The 19709-nt window shown below is 68.7% G+C and carries 16 protein-coding genes; 6 read left to right on the top strand and 10 right to left on the bottom strand.

The genetic code is table 11. The features are described from left to right. Positions 1-84: 84 nt before the first annotated feature. Positions 85-414, bottom strand: coding sequence for a hypothetical protein (locus Q0P60_RS06380; RefSeq protein ID WP_294989874.1), 330 nt, complete (start codon positions 412-414; stop codon positions 85-87). A gap of 232 nt (positions 415-646) precedes the next feature. On the opposite strand from Q0P60_RS06380, the gene Q0P60_RS06375 reads away from it, so the two are divergent. Both Q0P60_RS06375 and Q0P60_RS06370 read left to right on the top strand, forming a co-directional pair. Beyond that, entirely contained in the window at positions 647-1498 is an 852-nt protein-coding gene (locus tag Q0P60_RS06375) for an alpha/beta hydrolase-fold protein (RefSeq protein ID WP_294989872.1), read from the top strand. Positions 1499-1585: 87 nt separating this feature from the next. Then, positions 1586-2524: an alpha/beta hydrolase-fold protein gene (locus Q0P60_RS06370; protein ID WP_294989870.1), complete on the top strand. Its 939-nt coding sequence runs from the start codon at positions 1586-1588 to the stop codon at positions 2522-2524. Positions 2525-2530: 6 nt separating this feature from the next. Here Q0P60_RS06370 and Q0P60_RS06365 read toward each other — a convergent pair whose 3' ends face one another. Then, positions 2531-2956, bottom strand: a complete 426-nt coding sequence (locus tag Q0P60_RS06365) for a response regulator (RefSeq protein WP_294989867.1) — start codon at positions 2954-2956, stop codon at positions 2531-2533. A gap of 95 nt (positions 2957-3051) precedes the next feature. Then, positions 3052-3819, bottom strand: coding sequence for a CPBP family glutamic-type intramembrane protease (locus tag Q0P60_RS06360; RefSeq protein ID WP_294989864.1), 768 nt, complete (start codon positions 3817-3819; stop codon positions 3052-3054). 149 nt (positions 3820-3968) lie between these two features. Between Q0P60_RS06360 and Q0P60_RS06355 the strand changes: the two genes are divergently transcribed. Then, positions 3969-4277, top strand: coding sequence for a zf-TFIIB domain-containing protein (locus Q0P60_RS06355; RefSeq protein ID WP_294989861.1), 309 nt, complete (start codon positions 3969-3971; stop codon positions 4275-4277). Positions 4278-4283: 6 nt separating this feature from the next. Here Q0P60_RS06355 and Q0P60_RS06350 read toward each other — a convergent pair whose 3' ends face one another. The 6 genes from Q0P60_RS06350 to Q0P60_RS06325 all read right to left on the bottom strand — a co-directional run bounded on the left by Q0P60_RS06350 (position 4284) and on the right by Q0P60_RS06325 (position 11052). Continuing rightward, a complete protein-coding gene (locus tag Q0P60_RS06350) occupies positions 4284-4796 on the bottom strand; it encodes a GNAT family N-acetyltransferase (RefSeq protein ID WP_294989860.1) in 513 nt (170 codons plus the stop codon). An 81-nt stretch (positions 4797-4877) separates the two neighbouring features. After that, positions 4878-5864 carry a copper resistance protein B gene (locus Q0P60_RS06345; protein WP_294989857.1) on the bottom strand — a complete coding sequence of 329 codons (987 nt, stop codon included), beginning with the start codon at positions 5862-5864 and terminating at the stop codon, positions 4878-4880. Next, positions 5861-7660, bottom strand: a complete 1800-nt coding sequence (locus Q0P60_RS06340; RefSeq protein ID WP_294989855.1) for a copper resistance system multicopper oxidase — start codon at positions 7658-7660, stop codon at positions 5861-5863. The genes Q0P60_RS06345 and Q0P60_RS06340 overlap by 4 nt, the downstream gene beginning before the upstream one ends. Before the next feature lie 75 nt (positions 7661-7735). Continuing rightward, the gene (locus Q0P60_RS06335) at positions 7736-8119 is read right to left on the bottom strand and encodes a CopL family metal-binding regulatory protein (protein WP_294989852.1); all 384 of its coding nucleotides are present in this window, start codon (positions 8117-8119) and stop codon (positions 7736-7738) included. A gap of 150 nt (positions 8120-8269) precedes the next feature. After that, entirely contained in the window at positions 8270-10075 is a 1806-nt protein-coding gene (gene recQ / locus Q0P60_RS06330; protein ID WP_294989849.1) for a DNA helicase RecQ, read from the bottom strand. 428 nt (positions 10076-10503) lie between these two features. Then, positions 10504-11052 (bottom strand): Dps family protein, encoded by a 549-nt coding sequence (locus Q0P60_RS06325; RefSeq protein WP_006439098.1) that lies wholly within the window; start codon positions 11050-11052, stop codon positions 10504-10506. Between the two features lie 86 nt (positions 11053-11138). Between Q0P60_RS06325 and hrpA the strand changes: the two genes are divergently transcribed. Next, the gene (hrpA, locus tag Q0P60_RS06320; RefSeq protein ID WP_294989844.1) at positions 11139-15221 is read left to right on the top strand and encodes an ATP-dependent RNA helicase HrpA; all 4083 of its coding nucleotides are present in this window, start codon (positions 11139-11141) and stop codon (positions 15219-15221) included. A 53-nt stretch (positions 15222-15274) separates the two neighbouring features. Here the strand turns inward: hrpA and Q0P60_RS06315 are convergent, their stop codons facing one another. Further along, a complete protein-coding gene (locus Q0P60_RS06315; RefSeq protein WP_294989841.1) occupies positions 15275-15811 on the bottom strand; it encodes a hypothetical protein in 537 nt (178 codons plus the stop codon). 130 nt (positions 15812-15941) lie between these two features. Between Q0P60_RS06315 and Q0P60_RS06310 the strand changes: the two genes are divergently transcribed. Both Q0P60_RS06310 and Q0P60_RS06305 read left to right on the top strand, forming a co-directional pair. Continuing rightward, entirely contained in the window at positions 15942-18098 is a 2157-nt protein-coding gene (locus Q0P60_RS06310) for a bifunctional (p)ppGpp synthetase/guanosine-3',5'-bis(diphosphate) 3'-pyrophosphohydrolase (protein WP_294989838.1), read from the top strand. 31 nt (positions 18099-18129) lie between these two features. Then, positions 18130-19701, top strand: coding sequence for a hypothetical protein (locus Q0P60_RS06305; protein ID WP_294989835.1), 1572 nt, complete (start codon positions 18130-18132; stop codon positions 19699-19701). The last annotated feature ends 8 nt before the right edge of the window (positions 19702-19709 follow it).

Below are 19709 nucleotides of genomic sequence, written 5' to 3'. Positions count from 1 at the left end.
CTGGAATCCATCTGGCTCTGGCAAACAGGTCATCCAGAAAGGCACCGCCACGCGGTGCCTTTCTGGCTTTTCCGCTGCCAGCCTCTACTTCGCCCGCGCGCCTTTCGCGGCGGCGTCGGCGGCTGCCTGCGCAGCGGATGCTGCGGCGTTCGCCGAGCGCTCGATCGCCGCACGTTCCGCGTCGAAGTCGGCCCGGCGTTGCGCGCTCATCCTGCGCTCCAGCTCCACCGATGCGACGAAGCTCTCCGGATACTTCGAGGCGCAGGCCTGCTGCACCAGCTGCACTGCGTGATCGGACAGGCCGGGCTGGAGGTGGTCCAGCAGGCAGTCCGCATACGATGCGGAGGCGGCTTGCCCGGCATGGGCCTGCGGGGCTGCTGCGGCAACAGCAAGGGCAACGAATGCACTCAACATTGGAACCTCCTTGTCAGGTATCGGGTGGGCCGCCATAGGGCGGCCCGACCGAGCATAGCGCTGCGCACGCCCCGCGTCGCCGGTTGGGGCAGGGAAGATCCAGCAGGCAACGGGTGAAATCGAGCATCCGGCAGGGGTGTGCAGCGCCATGACGTGGCCGTGATGCGGTGCGCCCCATCCGGGCGCTGGGGCGTGACGATATGCTCAGCGTTTTCCCAAGATGGGTCGCCCCATGCGTACGGTCGTGCTGTCGTTGTTGTTGTCCGTGGTCTCTGCCGCGCCGTTGATGGCCGCCGAACCGGTGCCGTCCGCACAGACGGCGCCGGCGACGCCGCTGGTGATCGGCGAGACCTTTACCGTACAGTCGAAGGCACTGGGTGAAACCCGTCGCATCAATGTCTACCGCCCGCAGCCCTGGGGCCTGGATCCGAAGGCCCCGTTGCCGGTGCTGTATATGGCCGATGGTGGCATCGGCGAGGATTTCCTGCATGTGGCGGGGTTGGTGCAGGTGTTGACCGGCAATGGCAGCATGCGGCCGTTCCTGCTGGTCGGCATCGAGAACACCGAGCGCCGCCGCGACATGACCGGCCCCAGCAGCGACCCGCAGGACCAGAAGATCGCGCCGCGCATCGGCGGCTCGGCGGCTTACCGCACCTTCCTGCGCGATGAGCTGATGCCGCAGGTGCGCCAGCGTTACCCGACCACCGACGAGCGCGCGCTGATCGGCGAATCGCTGGCAGGCCTGTTCGTGGTCGAAACGCTGCTGCAGGAGCCGACGCTGTTCAACAGCTACATCGCGCTGGACCCGAGCCTGTGGTGGAACCGCGGCACCCTGCTGGCAGGCGCGGCCAAGCAGCTGCCGGCGGTGACGCGCGCGCAGCCGCACGTATTCCTGGCCAGCAGCGGGCAGCCGGAGCTGGCCGAGTCCACGGCGCGCCTCGCTGCGTTGCTGCAGCAGGCAGCGCCGTCACCGCTGGTGAAGTACCTGCCGCTGCCGGAGGAAACCCATGCCACGATCTATCACCCCGCTGCATTGCAGGCGTTGCGCACGCTGTTCCCGGCGCCGCCGCCGGCCACGCCCTGACCGTCGGCGTGGCGCACCGCCGCGCAGCGTGTGAGGATGCGTCAGCGGCCGCCATCCGGGCGCGCCGCCCGCAATGGGAGAGTGTGGATGCTGCGTGTGCGTGGATGGAGTGTGGCGGCCTGCGTGGCCCTGGCCGGGTGCGCGATGTCAGTGGCGCCGCCGGCGACCCAGAGTGAAACCCAACCGGGGGCCGCAACCGCGGCGCCCGGCGTGGTGCTGCCGGATACCGAGGCCCTGCGTGTCCACGACCCTGTCGGCCGCGACTACCCGGTCTGGGTGGCGCTGCCGGCCGACTATGCAGCGCATCCGGAAAAGCACTATCCGGTGCTGTACGTGACCGATGCCCTGTACAGCTTCCCGCTGGTGCGCAGCGTGCGCAACATGGTCGGCCAGAAGGGCGTCAACATCGAGGACTTCATCCTGGTCGGGCTGCCGCCGCAGGAAGGCCTGACCTCGAAGCAGAGCCGCTCGCGTGACTACACGCCCAGCAATCCGGTGCGCAGCGATCCGCGTGACTACAGCGATGACGTCAGCTACGGCGGTGCCGCGCACTACCGCGATTTCCTCGCCGAGCGGGTGCTGCCGATGATCGACACGCGCTACCGCACCGATCCGGCGCGGCGCGCCTATGCCGGGCATTCCTATGGCGGCCTGTTCGGTGCCTACGTGCTGACCACGCGCCCGGACATGTTCCGGACCTACATCCTGTCCAGCCCGTCGCTGTGGTTCGACAACCACCTGGTGCCACGGCTGCAGGCCGAGGCCAAGGCGCCGTCGCAGCCGACAACCGTGCTGCTGTCGGTCGGCAGCTTCGAAACGGTCAAGCCGGAACCGCGCTACTTCACCCGCAATGACATGCTGCGCCACAATGCCGAATTCGCCGAGCAGCTGCGCCGCAGTGGGCATCCGTTGACCGTCGAGACGATGGTGATCGACGACGAGGACCATTTCACGGTGTACCCGGACATGATCACCCGGGCGCTGCTGAAGGTGCTCCCGGGCACCGGCCCGTACAGCAGCGGTTGAGCCTGCTCAGGCCGCGTTGACGGCCGGTGGCGGCATCAACGCGGCATCGGCCGCATGGCGGAAGCACAGGCGGATGGCGTCGAGCAGTTCGCTCATGCTGTAGGGCTTGGGCAGGAAATGGATGCCGGCACGCAGTTGCGGCAGCACGCGGTGCTGGTCCATGCCGGAGGTGACCAGGATCGGCAGCTGTGGCAGGTGTTCGCGTACGCGGTTGGCGGTTTCGATGCCGCTGATGCCGCCCAGGCAGACATCGGTGAACAGCAGGTCGAAGGGCTCGCCGGCATTGAGCAGGCCCAGTGCGGCCTCGGCGCTGCTGACCGCGGTGACCTGGCAGGCTTGGCTTTCCAGTGCGAGGCGACTGAGTTCCTGGGTTTCCTCGGCGTCCTCGATCAGCAGGACGCGCGGTTCCACAAAGCGCTTGGACAGCAACATGACGCGGCAACTCCGGACAACTGGGGGGAGCGGAAGGCGCGCAAGTATGCGCAAGGCAGTAGTGAGCCCGGCGTGCACGCCGGGCTAAGTGGGCGTTACAGCCGGTTGCCGCGCCGGCGGCGGACGTGCCACGCCAGTACCGCGACCGCCAGCAGCGCGGTGCCGATGCGCAGGCCGGTGGCCTGCCAGCCGAGTGCGACCGCGTCGTCGAGGCGGAACGCGTTCCAGGCCAGGTTCATCGAAATGTGCAGGACCAGGCCGCACCACAGCGTATCGCCGTCCAGGTGGTCGAGCCAGGCGAAGATGAAGCCGCCCAGCGCGATCACCGCGCCGACGAACAGGGCGATGCCGCCGCCGTCGAAACCGCCGAAACCGAGCCAATGCACCATGCCGAACAACAGGGCCTGCGGCAGCGCAAGCAGCGGCCATGGGCCGCGCACGATCTTCACCAGCAGCACGAAGCCGAGGCCACGGAACAGCACTTCCTCGGCCAGCGGGAACAGCACGCCCAGCATCGTGGCATCGAGGGCGGTCAGGGCTGTGTTGGGGGTACCGAGCGCGGCCAGGCCCAGCCAGCAGGCCAGGCTGGCCACCAGCACCCACAGCGGGCCGGCCCAGCCGCTGCCACGCAGCCCCAGGCTGGCCAGCAGGCCCACCCCGCGCGGCCGCAGCAGCGACGCCAGCAGCACGGCCACCAGCACGGCCAGCGCGTTGTCGAGCAGGCTGCCACCATAGGGGATGGGCAGGGCAGGAATCGGTGCGCCCGCGGCTGCGGCCAGATCGCGCAGATTCAGGCCGAGGCCGACGCCCAGCAGCACCAGCAACACGCGGACGGGGTTGGGCAGGCGGGACAACAGCGTCATGTTCACACTCCCGGCGGGACGAGCGCGCAGTGTGCTGCGCGGCATGCAGGCGGACACGCGCCGGAAGTCCCTGTGCCATCGGTCATGCGTTGCCGCACAGTCATCGCGGAGCAGGTAGAGTCGTGGCCGGACCGACAGGAGCAATGCCGATGCTGTGCCCCGTGTGCAAGACCCAGACCCTGCAGATGGCCGAACGCCATGGCATCGAGATCGACTACTGCCCGGGCTGTCGGGGCGTGTGGCTGGACCGAGGCGAGCTGGACAAGATCATCGAGCGTGCCGGTTCGGGTACGGCACCGGCGCCGCACGCGCCTGCACCGCCGCCGCCGGCCTCCGCGCCACCGCCGGTGATGCATCGCGATACCCGCCACCTCGGCCAGCGCTACGAGGACAACCGCGGCCAGGGCTACAGGAAAAAGAAGAAGGACAGTTTCCTGTCGGAGCTGTTCGATTTCTGAAGAAGATCAGGGCCGGCGCAGGATGAACTCGCGGTCACGGCTGTCGCCGACGATGAAGTCATACTCGCCGGCCTTCTGGCAGCCGTATCGCGCATAGAAGCGTTGCGCGCCGAAGTTTTCCTCCCACACCCCCACCCACAGGGTACGGCGGCGTGGCTGGTCAAGCCATGCCATGAACGCGTCCATCAGGCGTGCGCCGTACCCGCCGTTCTGGTGGGCGGCCAGGATGTACAGCCGCTTCAGTTCGATGTCGCCCTCCACGGCGTCCGCATGCGGCAGCGTGTTGGCGCCGGCCGCCAGGTAGCCGACCACGTGGTCGCCCTCCATCAGCAACCAGATCGCACTGCGCGGGTCGGACAGCTCGATGCGCTGCGGTTCGCTGCTGTAGTGCGCCTGCAGGAAGTCGTGCAGGTCCTGCGGCGGATACGAGTCGCCCCAGGTCTCGGTGTAGGTGGCGATGGCGATGGCCGACAGCGCTTCAACATCGGCGGGGGTGGCACGGCGGATCTGCAGTGACATGGCGGAGCCTGCAACGGAACGTGGCGCAGTGTAGCCGGCCCCGGTCGCTGCCGGGGCCGGCCAATGCGCAGGTTCCGCTGCTCAGAACCACATGCGCACGCCAGCCACCCAGCGCGTGTCGCGTGCGTGGTCGCCGGCGTAGTCGGCAGCATCGCCGAAGCTGCGTTCGTGGCTGATGCCGATGTACGGCGCGAAGCGGCGACTGAACTCATAGCGCAGGCGCAGCCCGGCCTCGACCTTGTTGAGGCCGCGGCCGATGCCGTACTCCGGCTCGTCCCGGGCTGCCACGGTGGCTTCCAGCAGTGGCTGCAGGATCAGGCGGTTGGTCAGCAGTACGTCGTACTCGACCTCGGCCTTGGCCAGCACCTGGCCGCCGGAGCCCATGTACAGCGTGGCCGAGCTTTCAAACTTGTACGGCGCCAGGCCCTGGATGCCGATGGCGGCCCAGGTACGCGAGTCGGCGGGCCGGAAATCCTGGCGCACGCCGACCAGCACGTCCCACCACGGTGACACGCTGCGGCCATACAGCGCTTCCAGCGACGACGACTGGGTGCGGCCACGGCTGCGTTCGCCATCGGTGCGCAACCACAGGCGGTTGATGTTGCCGCCGATCCAGCCGGTTGCCTCCCAGGCCTGGCCATTGCTGCTCTTGCCGTCCCAGTGCTCGAGGCGATCGATCAGCAGCAGGCTGTTGATCTCCGGCGCGTGTTCCATCGCGCCGTGGGCGATCGGTGGGAACGCGGCGGCGCGGTCGGCATCGGTGGGGACCGGGATCGGCTCACGTGGTTCGGTCGGGGGCGGCATTGCATGGCCCATTGCGGCGTGGTCCATCGCGGCCGGTTCGGCTGCGCCATGATCCATCGTCGAGTGATCCATCTTTGAATGGTCCATCGTCGAGTGATCCATCTTCGAATGGTCCATCTTCGAATGATCGACCGGCGCCTGCGCCGGTTGGACCGGGGAGTGCGGGGTGTCCATGCCGTGGCCCGCGTGCGTTTGCGCGAAGGCCGGCAACGCGGCGGCAAGGCCCAGTGCCAGCAGACCCGGGGAAAGAAGGGAGCGGCTCATTCTTCGATCCTCACTTCGCGCATCATGCCTGCTTCCATGTGGTACAGCAGATGGCAGTGGTAGGCCCAGCGGCCAAGTGCGTCGGCACGCACGCGGTAGCTGCGGCGGGTGCCCGGCGGCATGTCGATGGTGTGCTTGCGCAGCTGGAATTGGCCTTGTGCGTTTTCCAGATCGCTCCACACGCCGTGCAGGTGGATCGGGTGCTGCATCATGGTGTCGTTGACCAGCACGATGCGCATGCGCTCGCCATAGTTCAGCCGCAGCGGTTCGGCGCTGGCGAATGGAACACCGTCGAACGACCAGGAGAACTTCTCCATGTGGCCGGTCAGGTGCAGCTCGATCTCGCGGCTCGGCTCGCGCCCATCCGGATCCTCGAACAGGCTGTGCATGGCGCCGTAGGTCAGTACCTGGCGGCCATTGTCCCGCAGGCCGATACCGGGGTCGTCCAGTTTCGGTTCGGTGGCCGAACTCTGCATGTCGACCAGCGGGTTGTTGCGCTCGCTGGCGGGGTGCTTCGGTGCCTTGCTGGCGGTGCCGCCAGCATGCCCTGCGTGGTCCATGCTGGCGCCGCAGCCACCTTCCATGCTCTTCATCGCGGCCATGTCGTGGCCCGCATGGCCACCGCCCATGTCATGGCCCATGTCGCTCATGGTCAGCAGCGGACGCGGATCGCGGGCCGGAAGGGGAGCCTGCAGGCCATGACGTACCGCCAGCGTGCCGGCCGCGTAGCCGGTGCGGCCCATGTCCTGGCAGAACACCGTGTAGGCATCCTGTCCGCTGGGCTCTACCAGCACGTCGTAGGTCTCGGCCGGGGCGATGCGGAATTCATCGATGCTGACCGGGTGGATGTACTGGCCGTCGGCCGCGACCACGGTCATCTTCAGGCCGGGAATGCGCACGTCGAAATAGGTCATCGACGCGCCATTGATGAAACGCAGCAGCACCTTTTCGCCACTGCGGAACAGGCCGGTCCAGTTGCCGGCCGGCGCGGTACCGTTGATCAGGTAGGTGTAGGTGTGTGCGTTGATGTCGGAGATGTCGGTCGGGGTCATCCGCATCCGCCCCCACATGCCACGGTCGGACAGCGCTTCCGACCAGCCATCGCGCTTCACGTCCCGCAGGAAGTCCGGCAGGGTGCGCTTGTAGTAGTTGTCGTGCTCGGCGAGCTTCTTCATGCGCCGGAACAGCGCGCCCGGGTCCATGTCGGTCCAGTCCGACAGCAGGATCACGTGCTCGCGGTCGTGCCGGTACGGTGCCGGCTCGGCCGGGTCGATGATCAGCGCGCCGTACAGGCCGGCCTGCTCCTGGAACATCGAGTGGCTGTGGTACCAGTACGTGCCTGACTGCTTGAGCTGGAAGTGGTAGTGGTAGGTCTCGCCGGGGCCGATGCCGTTGAAGCTGAGGCCGGGCACGCCGTCCATGTTGGCGGGCAGCAAGATGCCGTGCCAATGGATCGAGGTCGGGTGGCGCTGCAGCGTGTTGCGCACGAACAGGTCCACGGTCTGGCCTTCGCGCCAGCGCAGGATCGGCGCCGGCAGCGAGCCGTTGACGGTGATCGCCGGGCGGGTGCGGCCGGTGAAATTGGCCAGCGATTCGCCGATGGCCAGTTCGACGCGGGTATCGCTGAGCACGGCCGGCGCGCCGGCCAGGCGGGGGCCGGCGGCGGCCAGCGCACGCTGTGGCAGGCCGGCGGCGGCGATGCCGGCGACCACGCCACCGGCGGCCAGGCCTTGCACGAACAGGCGGCGCGACGGCATGGGCAGGGCGCCCGGGCCGGGGGAGATACGGGTATTCATGAGGGTGACTCCAGACACGGAAGTACGCCGGCCGGTGGCCGGCTACGGTGCGCAGGGCGCACGGTGCGTATGGAATCAGCCGATGGGAGGGCGTGAGATCGGCGGCAGCGGCGGTGCCGGGCGCCCGTTGGCCGGCATCGGCTGCGGTGCCAGCGACAGCGCCGGCCCGGTCATGACCGGCAGCGGCTGCACGCCCAGCAACGGGTGCTGCGCGCAGCTGCGGACGCAGTCCTTGATCTGGCAGTGGGCGTCGTGCGCGGGGGCCTTGGCCTGCGGGGCCGCGTCGGCCTGCGGGCCGGCGTGGTGGTGGCAGTCGGCCGTGCCGCTGTCCATCGCGGTGGTCATGGCATGGGTCATCCGGCCCATCTCTTCATGGCCGCTGGCCATGGCCGCGTTCAGCCCGTTGAGCAACAGGCTGAGCATGAGCACGACGCGGAGCAGGGTCGAGGCCAGGGACATGGCGTCAATCTAGCCGCAAGCGGGGCCGGATGCACTTCCGGCTGAATGGCGCGTTCAAGATTGGAGCAGCACCAGGGGGGAGCCGGGCCCATGGCCGGCGGCGTGTGCGTGGACGGCAGCCGAGCGTGGGCTCGGCGCTACAGGGCCGTTTCAGCCTTCCTCGCGCACGATCTCGACCAGGCGCGGGCCGTAGCGACTCAACTTGGTGCCGCCGATACCGCCGACCCGGGCGAGCTCGTCCAGGCTGGTCGGTCGCTGCTCGGCGATGTTGCGCAGGGTGCTGTCGTGGAAGATCACGAAGGCCGGTACGTTCTGCTCGCGGGCCAGTTCGGCGCGCAGGCCGCGCAGGGCGTTGAACAGGGCCAGGTCCTGCGGCAGCACCGACAGGCCGGTGCGCTGTGCGCTGCGCTCGCGGCCGCTACCGCCGCTGGCGGGGTCGCGGCGCATGCTGATCTGGCGTCGGCCGGTCAGCACATCGCGGCTGGCATCGGTCAGGCGCAGGCCGCCGTGGCCCTCGCTGTCCACTTGCAGCAGGCTGGCCGCCACCAGCTGGCGGAACACGCTACGCCAGGTCCGCGCATCCAGGTCGCGACCGATCGCATAGGTGCTGAGCTTGTCGTGGCCCTGCTGCTTCACCTTCTCGTTCTCGCTGCCACGCAGGATGTCGATCAGGTGGCCGACGCCGAAACGCTGGCCGCTGCGGTACACGCAGCTCAGGGCCTTCTGCGCGGGAATGGTGGCGTCCCACGATGCCGGCGGCGTCAGGCAGTTGTCGCAGTTGCCGCAGGGCCGGGGATAGGTTTCACCGAAGCCGGCCAGCAGCACCTGGCGGCGGCACTGCATGGATTCGCAGTAGCCCAGCAGGTGGTCAAGCTTGGCCCGTTCCAGCTGCTTGCGTTCCTCGCCGGCTTCGGACTGCTCGATCATCTGCTTGAGCAGCACCACGTCGCCCAGGCCGTAGCACAGCCAGGCCTCGGCGGCTTCGCCATCGCGGCCGGCACGCCCGGTTTCCTGGTAGTAGCCTTCCATCGACTTGGGCAGGTCGGTATGCGCGACGAAACGCACGTCCGGCTTGTCGATGCCCATGCCGAAGGCGATGGTGGCGCACATCACGATGCCGTCCTCGCGCAGGAAGCGGCGCTGGTTGCCGGCGCGTACTTCCGGCGGCAGGCCGGCGTGGTAGGGCAGGGCGTTGAAGCCCTGGCCGCAGAGGAATTCGGCGGTCTCCTCGACCTTGCGCCGGGACATGCAGTAGACGATGCCGGCCTCGCCACGGTGACCGCGCAGGAAGTCGGTCAGCTGCTTGCGGGCGTTGTCCTTCTGCACCACGGTGTAGCGGATGTTGGGGCGGTCGAAGGAGCTGACGAAGTGGCGCGCCTGCTCCAGGTCGAGGCGCTCGGCGATCTCGCGCTGGGTCGGCGGGTCGGCGGTGGCGGTCAGCGCGATCCGCGGAATCTGCGGCCAGCGCTCATGCAGCACGGTCAGCTGACGGTATTCGGGGCGGAAGTCGTGGCCCCACTGCGACACGCAATGCGCCTCGTCGATCGCGAACAGGGCGATCCGGCTGCGCGACAGCAGCGATAGGAAGCGCCCGGTCAGCAGCCGCTCCGGAGCCACATAGAGCATGTCCAGCTCACCGGCGAGCAGTTCGCGCTCGACGCGGCCGGCGGTTTCGGCATCCAGGGTCGAATTCAGGTACTCGGCCCGAACGCCGAGCTGGCGCAGTGCTTCAACCTGGTCCTGCATCAGCGCGATCAGTGGCGAGATGACGATGCCACATCCGTCACGCAGCAGTGCCGGCACCTGGTAGCACAGCGACTTGCCACCGCCGGTGGGCATCAGCACCAGGGCATCGTGACCGGCAGCCACATGCTCCACGATGTCCTGCTGGGGACCACGGAAATCGTCGTAACCAAAGACGCGGCGGAGCAGGTCGTGCGCGGGACGGGAAGCCATCCGGCTAGTTTACCCCGGCGGGGGAGTCTCGGCAGGGCTGCGCCCTGGGAACGCGCCATCGCATGCGCGCTGCCGCTCCCACGCTTCGCTGCGCGAAACGCGGGCCCCACTTACCAGCTCCCAGCCCCCGCCGCTTCGCGGCCGCCCCCTGACTCAGGGGGCTCTTCCCCAGACTTCAAACAGAATGGGGTCAGAGCCGTTCTCCTCCGGAAAACGGCTCTGACCCCAAGGCATGTCCTGACAGATCGCGGAAAACTGTCGAAGGCGGGGTGGGTCCGGTTGCGGGAGCGTCAGCCGCATGGATGCGGCTGACGCTCCCGCAACCGGACCCATCCCGCCACCCCACAGGAAACCCGCTTCTGCTCCGGTCGTTGCCGTTGCGGTTGCCCCTGCGGGTGCAGGGTGCAGCCCTGCCGAGCCCCCAACCCTTACTGGAGCAGCGAACGCAGCATCCAGGCGTACTTCTCGTGGGTCTGCAGGCGCTGGGTCATCAGATCCTCGGTCGGGGCATCGTCGCCCTTGGCGGCCACATCCAGCACTTCACGCGCCGTTCGGCAGACCGCTTCGTTGGCGACCACCAACTGGCGTACCATTTCACGCCAGTCCGCACTGTCGGTCAGGCCCGGTTCCTCGGCGATCGAGGTCAACGCAGCGAATTCCCGGTAGGAGCCCGGGGCATTGAAGCCCAGTGCGCGGATGCGCTCGGCCACGTCGTCCAGTGCCGCCCACTGCTCGGTGTACTGCGTCTCGAACATGGTGTGCAGCGAGTTGAACATCGACCCGGTCACATTCCAGTGGAAGTTGTGCGTCTTCAGGTAGAGCGTGAACGCATCCGCCTGGAAGCGCGACAGGCCGTCGGCAATCTTCTTGCGGTCGCCCTGGGTGATCCCGATATCGATGTTGGGCGCCGACGGTGCCGCCGCTGCAAGCTTCTGCTTGCCGGTCTTGGCCTTGGTCGTGCTCTTGGTCTTCGCCATGGGGTTCCTCCTTGTGGAATCGTTGGCCTTCACAATAAATCAGTCTTGAAGACTGGTCGCTTTCAAAGTTTTGAACGAAACGATTGATGAACTCTATCGACAAAATGCCGCAGACCCGCCTGCGCCAACAGCGCGCCGCCATTGACGGCGCGATGAGCCGTGACCGGGGCCGTTTGCTGGGGATGCTCTCGCGTTGCCAGGCCAAGCCACAGGATGCGGCGCTGGCCGCCACCTTCGAGCAGGCCTTGCAGGCGTCGATGCAGCGCCGGCAGGTCCGGGCGCAGCAGCAGCCGTCCATTACTCTGGACCCCCAGCTGCCGATTGCGCGTGAAGCCGACGCCATCATCGAGCTGATCCGCGACCACCAGGTCGTGGTGATCGCCGGTGAAACCGGCTCGGGCAAGACCACCCAGCTGCCGAAACTGTGCCTGGCAGCAGGCCGCGGCCAGGCCGGCATGATCGGCTGCACCCAGCCGCGACGGATCGCCGCACGTGCGGTGGCCAGCCGTGTCGCGCAGGAGCTGCACAGCGAGCTGGGCCAGCTGGTCGGCTACCAGGTGCGCTTCAACGACAAGGTCAGCGACGAGAGCCGCATCAAGTTCATGACCGACGGCATCCTGCTGGCGGAAATCGCCAGCGACCGCTGGTTGTCGAACTACGACACGATCATCGTCGACGAGGCGCATGAGCGCAGCCTCAACATCGACTTCCTGCTCGGCTACCTCAAGCAGCTGCTGCGCAAGCGCCCGGACCTGAAGCTGATCGTCACGTCGGCCACCATCGATACGGAGCGCTTCGCGCAGCATTTCGACAATGCGCCGGTGATCAGTGTCGAAGGCCGTACCTATCCGGTGGAAGTGCGCTACCGCGCGCTGGAAGGCGAGGGCGAGCAGGAAGGCGAGCGCACCGTCAACGATGCCATCGTGTCGGCGATCGATGAGATTACCCGCCTGGATTCGCGGGGCGACGTGCTGATCTTCCTGCCCGGCGAACGCGAGATCCGCGATGCGCATCAGTCGCTGGAACGGCGCAAGTACCGCAACACCGACGTGCTGCCGCTGTATGCGCGCCTGTCCAACCAGGACCAGGACCGGGTATTCAATCCGGGGCCGAACCGGCGCATCGTGCTGGCCACCAACGTGGCGGAAACCTCGCTGACCGTGCCGCGCATCCGCTACGTGGTCGACCCCGGCTTTGCCCGCGTCAAGCGCTACAGCCCGCGCAACAAGCTCGACCGGCTGCATATCGAGCCGATCTCGCAGGCCAGCGCCAACCAGCGCAAGGGCCGCTGTGGTCGTATCGCCGAGGGTATCTGCTATCGCCTTTATGCCGAGGCCGACTTCCAGGCGCGGCCGGAATTCACCGATCCGGAGATCCGCCGCTCCAGCCTGGCCGGGGTGATCCTGCGCATGCTGCAGCTGGGCCTGGGCCGCATCGAGGACTTCCCGTTCCTGGAAGCGCCGGACGAGCGCGCGGTGGCCGATGGCTGGCAGCAGCTGACCGAGCTGGGCGCGATCGATGCCGAGCGGCGCATGACCGCGATCGGCAAGCAGATGGCGCGACTGCCGGTGGACGTGAAGCTGGCACGCATGCTGGTGGCCGCGCAGGCGGCCGGCTGCCTGCGGCCAATGCTGGTGATCGCCTCGTTCCTGGGCATCCAGGACCCGCGCGAACGCCCGGCCGAGGCACGCGGCGCGGCCGACAGCGCACATGCGCAGTTCGCCGATGGCCGTTCCGAGTTCGTCGGCGTGCTGCGCCTGTGGGATGCCTATCGGCAGGCCCATGAGGACCTGACCCAGTCCAAGCTGCGCGACTGGTGTGGCCGTCATTTCCTCGGCTTCCTGCGCATGCGCGAATGGCGCGAGCTGCACCGCCAGCTGCGCCTGCTGTGCGAGGAACTGGGCTGGAAGGAAGAAGCCAACGAGGCCTCGATGGCGCCGTTGCTGGCCGGCAGCAGTGCGCCGGCGGTGGCGCGTGATGATGCAGCGGCGGTGAAGGCGACCCGTGGCCAGCTGCACCGTGCCGCACGCCTGGCCCGCGAAGGCAAGTCCGAGGCGGCCCCCGCACCGGTTGCCGTGCGCGAGCAGAAGGAGCAGGCGCCGGCCGCAGGCGGTTTCAGCGAACGCGTGCGCGCCGCGGCTTACCAGACCCTGCATCGGGCGCTGGTGGCCGGCCTGCCCACGCAGATCGGCCACCGCACCGAGAAGGGGGATTTCCAGGCGCCACGGCAACGCCGCTTCCTGCCATTCCCGGGTTCGGCGCTGTCCAAGCGGCCGCCACCGTGGCTGCTGGTGGCCAACCTGCTGGACACGCAGAAGGTGTGGGGCATGACCCTGGCGGCGATCGAGCCGGACTGGGTGATCGCCGAACTGCCGCACCTGCTGCTGCGCAGGCATTTCGATCCGCACTGGTCGCGCGCGCAGGGCCAGGTGCTGGCCTCCGAGCAGATCAGCCTGTTCGGCCTGGTGCTGGCACCGAAGAAGCCGGTGCACTACGGTCGCATCGCGCCGGGCGAGGCGCATGACATCTTCGTGCGCCAGGCGCTGGTAACCGGTGAGATCACGACCCGTGCCGGTTTCGTGGCCGACAACCAGAAGGTGCTGGAGGTTGCACGCGAGGAAGAAGCCAAGCTGCGCCGCGCCGGCATCGTTGCCGACGAGGACTGGCAGGCGCGCTGGTACCTGGACCGGGTGCCGCCGCAGATCCATTCGGCGGCGGGCCTGGACAGCTGGTGGAAGGCACTGCCGCCGGAGCAGCGCAAGACCCTGCACTGGAGCCTGGCCGATCTGCTGCCCGGTGAGGGCAGCGAGCAGGAGCGGTATCCGAAGTACCTGGCACTGGGCCAGGCGCGGTTGCCGCTGCACTACCGCTTCGAGCCGGGCGCCGACGATGACGGCGTGACCCTGGAGGTGCCGCTGCACCTGCTCAACGCACTCGACCCGGCCCGGCTGGGCTGGCTGGCGCCGGGCTTCGTTGCCGACAAGGCCTCGGCGCTGATCCGCAGCCTGCCCAAGGCGATGCGCCGCAACTACGTGCCGGCGCCGGACTTCGGCCGTGCCTTCTTCGAGGCGTTCCCGCAGCCCAGTGCCGATGCGATCAGCGGCGAGCTGGCGCGCTTCCTGTCACGTGCGACCGGCGCGACGGTGAGCGCGCTCGATTTCGAACCGGGTTCGATCGAGCCGCATCTGCACATGAACCTGCGCCTGCGCGACGAGCAGGGCAAGGTGCTGGCGACGTCGCGCGACCTGGACGCACTTCGCGCGAAGTTCGGTGGCCGTGCCGGTGATGCGTTTGCTGCACGCGCCGGGCGCGAGATGGCAGCCGATGGCCTGCGCACGTTCCCGGCCACGCCCATTCCGCTGCAGGTACCCGGCGAAGCCGGCGTGCCGGCTTATCCGGCGTTGCTGGACGAGGGTGACAGCGTGGCGCTGCGGATCTTCGCCGATCGCCAGCAGGCACAGGAGGCCCATCCGCTGGGCGTGCGCCGGTTGCTGGAGATTGCCCTGGCCGAGAAGGTCAAGCAGGCGCGCAAGCAGCTGCCGGTGGGTGCCAAGACCGGGTTGCTGTACGCCGCGATCGAATCGCAGGAGCGCCTGCGTGGCGACCTGGTCGACGCGGCGATGAACGCGGTGCTGGCCGAGGGCCTGCAGGAGATCCGCGATGCAGCGGCGTTCGAGCAGCGCCGCGAGCATGCGGCCAAGGCGCTGTTCGGCGAAGCCATGCAGCGGTTGAAGCTGGCCGAGTCCATCCTGGCGTTGGTGGCCGAGCTCAAGCCGATGCTGGAAGCGCCGTTGATGGGCTGGGCGCGCGGTAACCTGGACGACATGGAAGCGCAGCTGGCCGGACTGATCCATCCCGGTTTCCTGCGCGACACGCCGGCCGACGCGCTGGCGCAGTACCCGCGCTACCTGAAGGCGATGATCCTGCGCACCGAGCGTGCCAAGCGTGACCCGCCACGCGACCAGGCGCGCATGCTGGAACTGCATCCGTTCCTGGAGGCACTGGAGGTGGGTGAACAGCAGGGTCTGCGTGATCGTCCGCAATGGCAGGCGCTGCGCTGGGACCTGGAGGAACTGCGGGTTTCGCTGTTCGCCCAGGAACTGGGCGCACGCACCGGCATCTCGGCGAAGAAGCTGGCCCAGCGGGTGGCCGCGCTGCGCCAGGCATGACGTCGCTGCTGTAGAGCCGAGCCCATGCTCGGCTCTACAGGAAGGCCGCGACCTTATTTGGAGCGGCGCACCTTCGGCTGGCTGTTCACGCCTTCCACCTTCATGTACCACACGCCCATCACGCCCGGCTTGATGCTGACCTTGGGCGACTGCTTGCGCACGCCGACCACGCTGGTGGTGTCGGTCTGTTCCCATTCCTGGCCATTGTCGAGCACGTAGACGCGGCCCTTGCCGAAGCCGCGGAATTCGCCCTGCAGCGTGCCGGTGATCGGCTCGCTGCTGCCGAAGTCGAAGAAGCCGCGGTTCTTCACGATCACTTCCTGGCGACCCTGCTCGCGGGCTTCTTCGCGCACCGCTGCCACGGCCTGGGTGGTGGCCGCTTCGACCTTGCCCTGCAGCCAGCGGTTGAGCGTGGCCAGTTCCTGCGCGCTGAGCTTGTCCAGCCCGGCGGCCTTGAACTCGGCCGGCGACATCTGCTGCTGCAGGTCGCCGTCAACCACGCGCTGGGCCAGCGCAGGCGCCGAAAGGGACAGCAGCAGCGCGGCGCAGGCCAGCAGCCGTGGGCGGAAACGCGGAACGATCGAGGGCATGGCGGAACTCTCCTGGGTTTGCCCGCGAGTGTAGCGGCATGTCTTGATGCCCGGCGATGGCGGCGCGGGTGATTGTCCCTGAACGGCGCCGGCGCTAGTGTAGGGCCCTCTGTCTTGCCTGCTCGATGCTGTGAACCGCGCTTCCGTCCCCGGCCTGGATGCCTTGTTGAACCGTCCCTCGGCAGCGGTGCTGCCTGCTCCGCTGCGCCAGGCCCTGCGCGAGCACTGGGAAGTCCCCGGATGCGACCAGCAGATGCGCGCCAGCTGGTCGGTGCTGGGCGACACCCTGGATGCACTGGCAATGCTCTCGGCCGACGAGGGCGCGGTGGTCGCGGCGCTGCTGTTCGACCTGCCGGGCCTGCGCGCCAGCCTGGAGCAGTTGCCGCTCGGCAACCACAAGGCGGCGGTGGTGGGCCTGCTCGACGGCCAGGATGCGGCCGATCCGGTTTGGGCCCTGCATGCCGGGCGTGAGGCGGGGCGCAACAGCGAAGGCCTGCGCCGCCTGCTGCTGGCGATCATCCGTGACCTGCGCGTGGTGCCGATCCTGCTGGCCCGGCAGCTGGCGCGGATGCGCGCGGCCGACAAGCTGGATGACGAGCAGCGCCGCGCGCTGGCCCAGTTGACCCGCGACATCCATGCGCCGCTGGCCAACCGGTTGGGCATCTGGCAGCTGAAGTGGGAGCTGGAGGATCTGGCCTTCCGCCACCTGGAACCGGAAACCTACCGGCGCATTGCCCGCGAGGTGGACGAGACCCGCATCGCCCGCGAGCGCTACGTCGAGAACGTGAAGAAGGTGCTGTCGCGCGAGCTGGTTGCGCAGGGCATCAGGGCCGAGGTCAGTGGCCGCCCGAAGCACATCTACAGCATCTGGCGGAAGATGCAGAAGAAGCGGCTGGCGTTCGACCAGTTGTACGACATCCGCGCGGTGCGGGTGATGGTCGATGACGTGGCGGCCTGCTACGCCGCGCTCGGCGTGGTGCACGCGCTGTGGGCGCCGGTGCCGAGCGAGTTCGACGATTACATCGCCCGCCCCAAGGCCAACGACTACCGCTCGCTGCATACCGCCGTGGTGGGGCCGGAAGGGCGCACCATCGAAGTGCAGATCCGCACCCACGAGATGCACTCGCAGGCCGAGCTGGGCGTGGCCGCGCACTGGAAGTACAAGGAAGGCGGCAAGGGCGCGGAAAAATCCTTCGACCGCAAGATCACCTGGATGCGCCAGCTGCTGGAGCAGGCGCAGGACGGCCAGGGCAACGAGCTGGCCGGTGCGCTCGATGCCGAGCTGACCGAGGACCGGGTCTACGCACTGAGCCCGAAGGACGAGGTGCTGGACCTGCCGCAGGGCGCCACGCCACTGGATTTCGCCTACCAGGTGCACACCATGGTCGGGCATCGCTGCCGTGGCGCCAAGGTCAATGGCCGCATCGTGCCGCTGACCTACCGCCTGCGCAGCGGTGACCGGGTCGAGATCCTGACCGGCAAGGAGGCCGACCCGCGTCGCGACTGGCTGATGCCGGCCAACGGCTTCCTGGCCAGCAACCGCTCCCGCGAGAAGGTGCGCAGCTGGTTCCACAAGCTGGACCGCGCGCGCAACGTGCAGGCCGGGCGCGAACTGCTCGAGCGCGAGCTGAAGCGCTTGGGCCTGCAGCACTCGGATCTGTCGGTGGCGGCGAAGAAATTCCATGCCGACAGCATCGACGACCTCTACATCCAGGTCGCGCTGGGCGATACCGGCCCGAACCAGGTCAGCCGCACCCTGCTGGAAGCGGAGCGTGCGGCCAGCCAGCCGGCGCCTGCGCCGAGCCTGCCGCGCCCGACCGCGCGCCGCGAGAACCTGGGCAAGTCCAAGTTCACCGTGCAGGGCGTGGGCAACCTGCTGGTGCAGCTGGCGCGCTGCTGCCAGCCGGTGGCGGGCGAACCGATCGTCGGCTACCTGACCCGTAGCCGCGGTGTCACCGTGCACCGTGCAGACTGTGCGGCGCTGGCCCGGCTGGCGGCCGCCAGCCCGCAGCGCATCCTGCCGGTGGAGTGGGGCCAGGCCGGAGGGGGCTACGAAGTGGACGTGGTGGTCGAGGCGGTCGACCGCCGCTGGCTGCTGAAGGACATCACCAACCTGATCGCCCAGGAAGACGCCTACGTGCTCGATATCCATAGTGACAACGTGCGCAACAGTGGCCGTGCCCACCTGCGCCTGCGCCTGAAGGTCAGCGATTACGGCCAGCTGTCGAACCTGCTGGGCAAGCTGGACGCGCTGCCGGGCGTGAGCGAGGCGCGTCGCCTCGGCTGAGCTTCACGCTGCCCCGGCTACCCTTGCACGCATGGAACGCGAGCCCCCGCATCGCCCGCATGGCGCTGAACATCCTGCGCTGGACCGCGTCCGTCGCGAAGGCCGCTGGTGGTGGGTGCAGGCGCGGCATGCGCGTCGCGTCTGGCGCTGGGCGCTGGTGGCGGCGCTGGCGGTGTTCGTGCTGCTGGTGCTGTTGCGCAAGCCACTGGCGGACTGGTTCTGGGACGAGCCGCAGATCGAGCAGCTGCTGGCCGAAGGCGACCGTGCCCTTGCCGCGGGTCGGCTGAGCGCGGCCGACGGCAGCGGTGCGCGCGAACGCTACCAGGCGGTTCTGGCCTTGGACGGTGACCGTCCACAGGCCCGTGACGGCCTGGCACGCACCGCAGCGGCGGCGCTGCAGCAGGCGCGCGACACGCTGCAGAACGGCGACCTGGACGCCAGTGCGCAGGCGCTGGCATTGGCCCGTGAACTGCAGGTGCCACAGGGCGAAGCGGATGCCGTGGCGCGCCAGCTGCAGGCGCGGCGCAACGCGGGCGCCGGCATCGGTGCACTGCTGGCACAGGCCCGCAACGCTTTTGCTGCGGCCCGGCTTGATGATGGCGACAGCAGCGCGCTGCCGTTGTTCCAGCGCATCCTGGCATTGCAACCGGACAATCTGCCGGCCCTGGAAGGGCGTGAGGATGCACTGAGCGACCTGCTGCAGCACGCACGCGTGCTGGCGGAACGAGGCGAGCTGGCCGAGTCCGCCGCGATACTGCAGCGCGCTCGCCAGTTCGATGCGGGCCATGCCGATCTGCCGGCCAGCCAGGAAGCGCTCGCACGGGCCGTTGATGAACGTTTGCGGCGGGCGCGGCGCGCGCTGCAGCGGCAGCAGCTGGAACAGGCCGCCGAAGGCTTCCTGGCCGTGCTGGCGGTGGCGCCGGACGATGCCAATGCCCAGCGTGGCCGTGAGCAGGTGTTGCAGGCGGTGCTGGCGCGCAGCCAGGCCCTGGCCGATGACTTCAAGTTCGAGGCCGCGCAGCGCGATGCGCGGTTGGCGGAGCAGCTGGGTGCCTCGCCGGCGGCGCGGCAGCAACTGGCCCAGCGCCTGCAACGCGCGCAACAGGCCGGCAAGGCGCTGCAGCAGCCGGCGCTGGGCAACGCGCAGCGCGAACGGCAGCTGCGCGACCTGCTGCGCCGGATCGAGCGTGCCGAACGCGCCGGGCAGTGGATCAGCCCGCCAGGGCACAGCGCGTTCGATGCGCTGCGCGAAGCGCAGGCGCTGGCCCCTCGCGATGCGCGGGTGAAAGCCGCTGCCGCCCGCCTGCTGCCGGCCAGCCGGCAATGCTTCGACGACAACCTCAGGCAGAACCGGGTACAGGCAGCGGGTGCCTGCCTGCAGGCCTGGCAGACCTTGTCACCCACCGCCAATGGCCTGCCGGCGGCACGCCAGCGCCTGGCACAGCGCTGGCTGGCGATCGGCAGCGAACGCCTCGGCAATGGCGATGTCGCCTTCGCCGAACGCGCCCTGCAGCAGGCGGGCGAACTCGGTATCGGTGCCGCCAGCAGCGATTACCAGCAACTGCGGCAGCGCCTGCGCGACATCGGCGTGCCGTCGCCCTGAGTCCGCCA

Source organism: uncultured Stenotrophomonas sp., from assembly GCF_945952405.1.
GTDB lineage: Bacteria > Pseudomonadota > Gammaproteobacteria > Xanthomonadales > Xanthomonadaceae > Stenotrophomonas.
Note: the sequence above shows the minus strand (reverse complement) of the source record. Positions and strands in the feature narration are given on the sequence as shown.

What these genes read in the sequence shown, in the direction of transcription:
- Q0P60_RS06380 (WP_294989874.1), bottom strand. Translation starts at nt 414, where the DNA reads ATGTTGAGTGCATTCGTTGCCCTTGCTGTTGCCGCAGCAGCCCCGCAG.
- Q0P60_RS06375 (WP_294989872.1), top strand. Translation starts at nt 647, where the DNA reads ATGCGTACGGTCGTGCTGTCGTTGTTGTTGTCCGTGGTCTCTGCCGCG.
- Q0P60_RS06370 (WP_294989870.1), top strand. Translation starts at nt 1,586, where the DNA reads ATGCTGCGTGTGCGTGGATGGAGTGTGGCGGCCTGCGTGGCCCTGGCC.
- Q0P60_RS06365 (WP_294989867.1), bottom strand. Translation starts at nt 2,956, where the DNA reads ATGTTGCTGTCCAAGCGCTTTGTGGAACCGCGCGTCCTGCTGATCGAG.
- Q0P60_RS06360 (WP_294989864.1), bottom strand. Translation starts at nt 3,819, where the DNA reads ATGACGCTGTTGTCCCGCCTGCCCAACCCCGTCCGCGTGTTGCTGGTG.
- Q0P60_RS06355 (WP_294989861.1), top strand. Translation starts at nt 3,969, where the DNA reads ATGCTGTGCCCCGTGTGCAAGACCCAGACCCTGCAGATGGCCGAACGC.
- Q0P60_RS06350 (WP_294989860.1), bottom strand. Translation starts at nt 4,796, where the DNA reads ATGTCACTGCAGATCCGCCGTGCCACCCCCGCCGATGTTGAAGCGCTG.
- Q0P60_RS06345 (WP_294989857.1), bottom strand. Translation starts at nt 5,864, where the DNA reads ATGAGCCGCTCCCTTCTTTCCCCGGGTCTGCTGGCACTGGGCCTTGCC.
- Q0P60_RS06340 (WP_294989855.1), bottom strand. Translation starts at nt 7,660, where the DNA reads ATGAATACCCGTATCTCCCCCGGCCCGGGCGCCCTGCCCATGCCGTCG.
- Q0P60_RS06335 (WP_294989852.1), bottom strand. Translation starts at nt 8,119, where the DNA reads ATGTCCCTGGCCTCGACCCTGCTCCGCGTCGTGCTCATGCTCAGCCTG.
- recQ (WP_294989849.1), bottom strand. Translation starts at nt 10,075, where the DNA reads ATGGCTTCCCGTCCCGCGCACGACCTGCTCCGCCGCGTCTTTGGTTAC.
- Q0P60_RS06325 (WP_006439098.1), bottom strand. Translation starts at nt 11,052, where the DNA reads ATGGCGAAGACCAAGAGCACGACCAAGGCCAAGACCGGCAAGCAGAAG.
- hrpA (WP_294989844.1), top strand. Translation starts at nt 11,139, where the DNA reads ATGAACTCTATCGACAAAATGCCGCAGACCCGCCTGCGCCAACAGCGC.
- Q0P60_RS06315 (WP_294989841.1), bottom strand. Translation starts at nt 15,811, where the DNA reads ATGCCCTCGATCGTTCCGCGTTTCCGCCCACGGCTGCTGGCCTGCGCC.
- Q0P60_RS06305 (WP_294989835.1), top strand. Translation starts at nt 18,130, where the DNA reads ATGGAACGCGAGCCCCCGCATCGCCCGCATGGCGCTGAACATCCTGCG.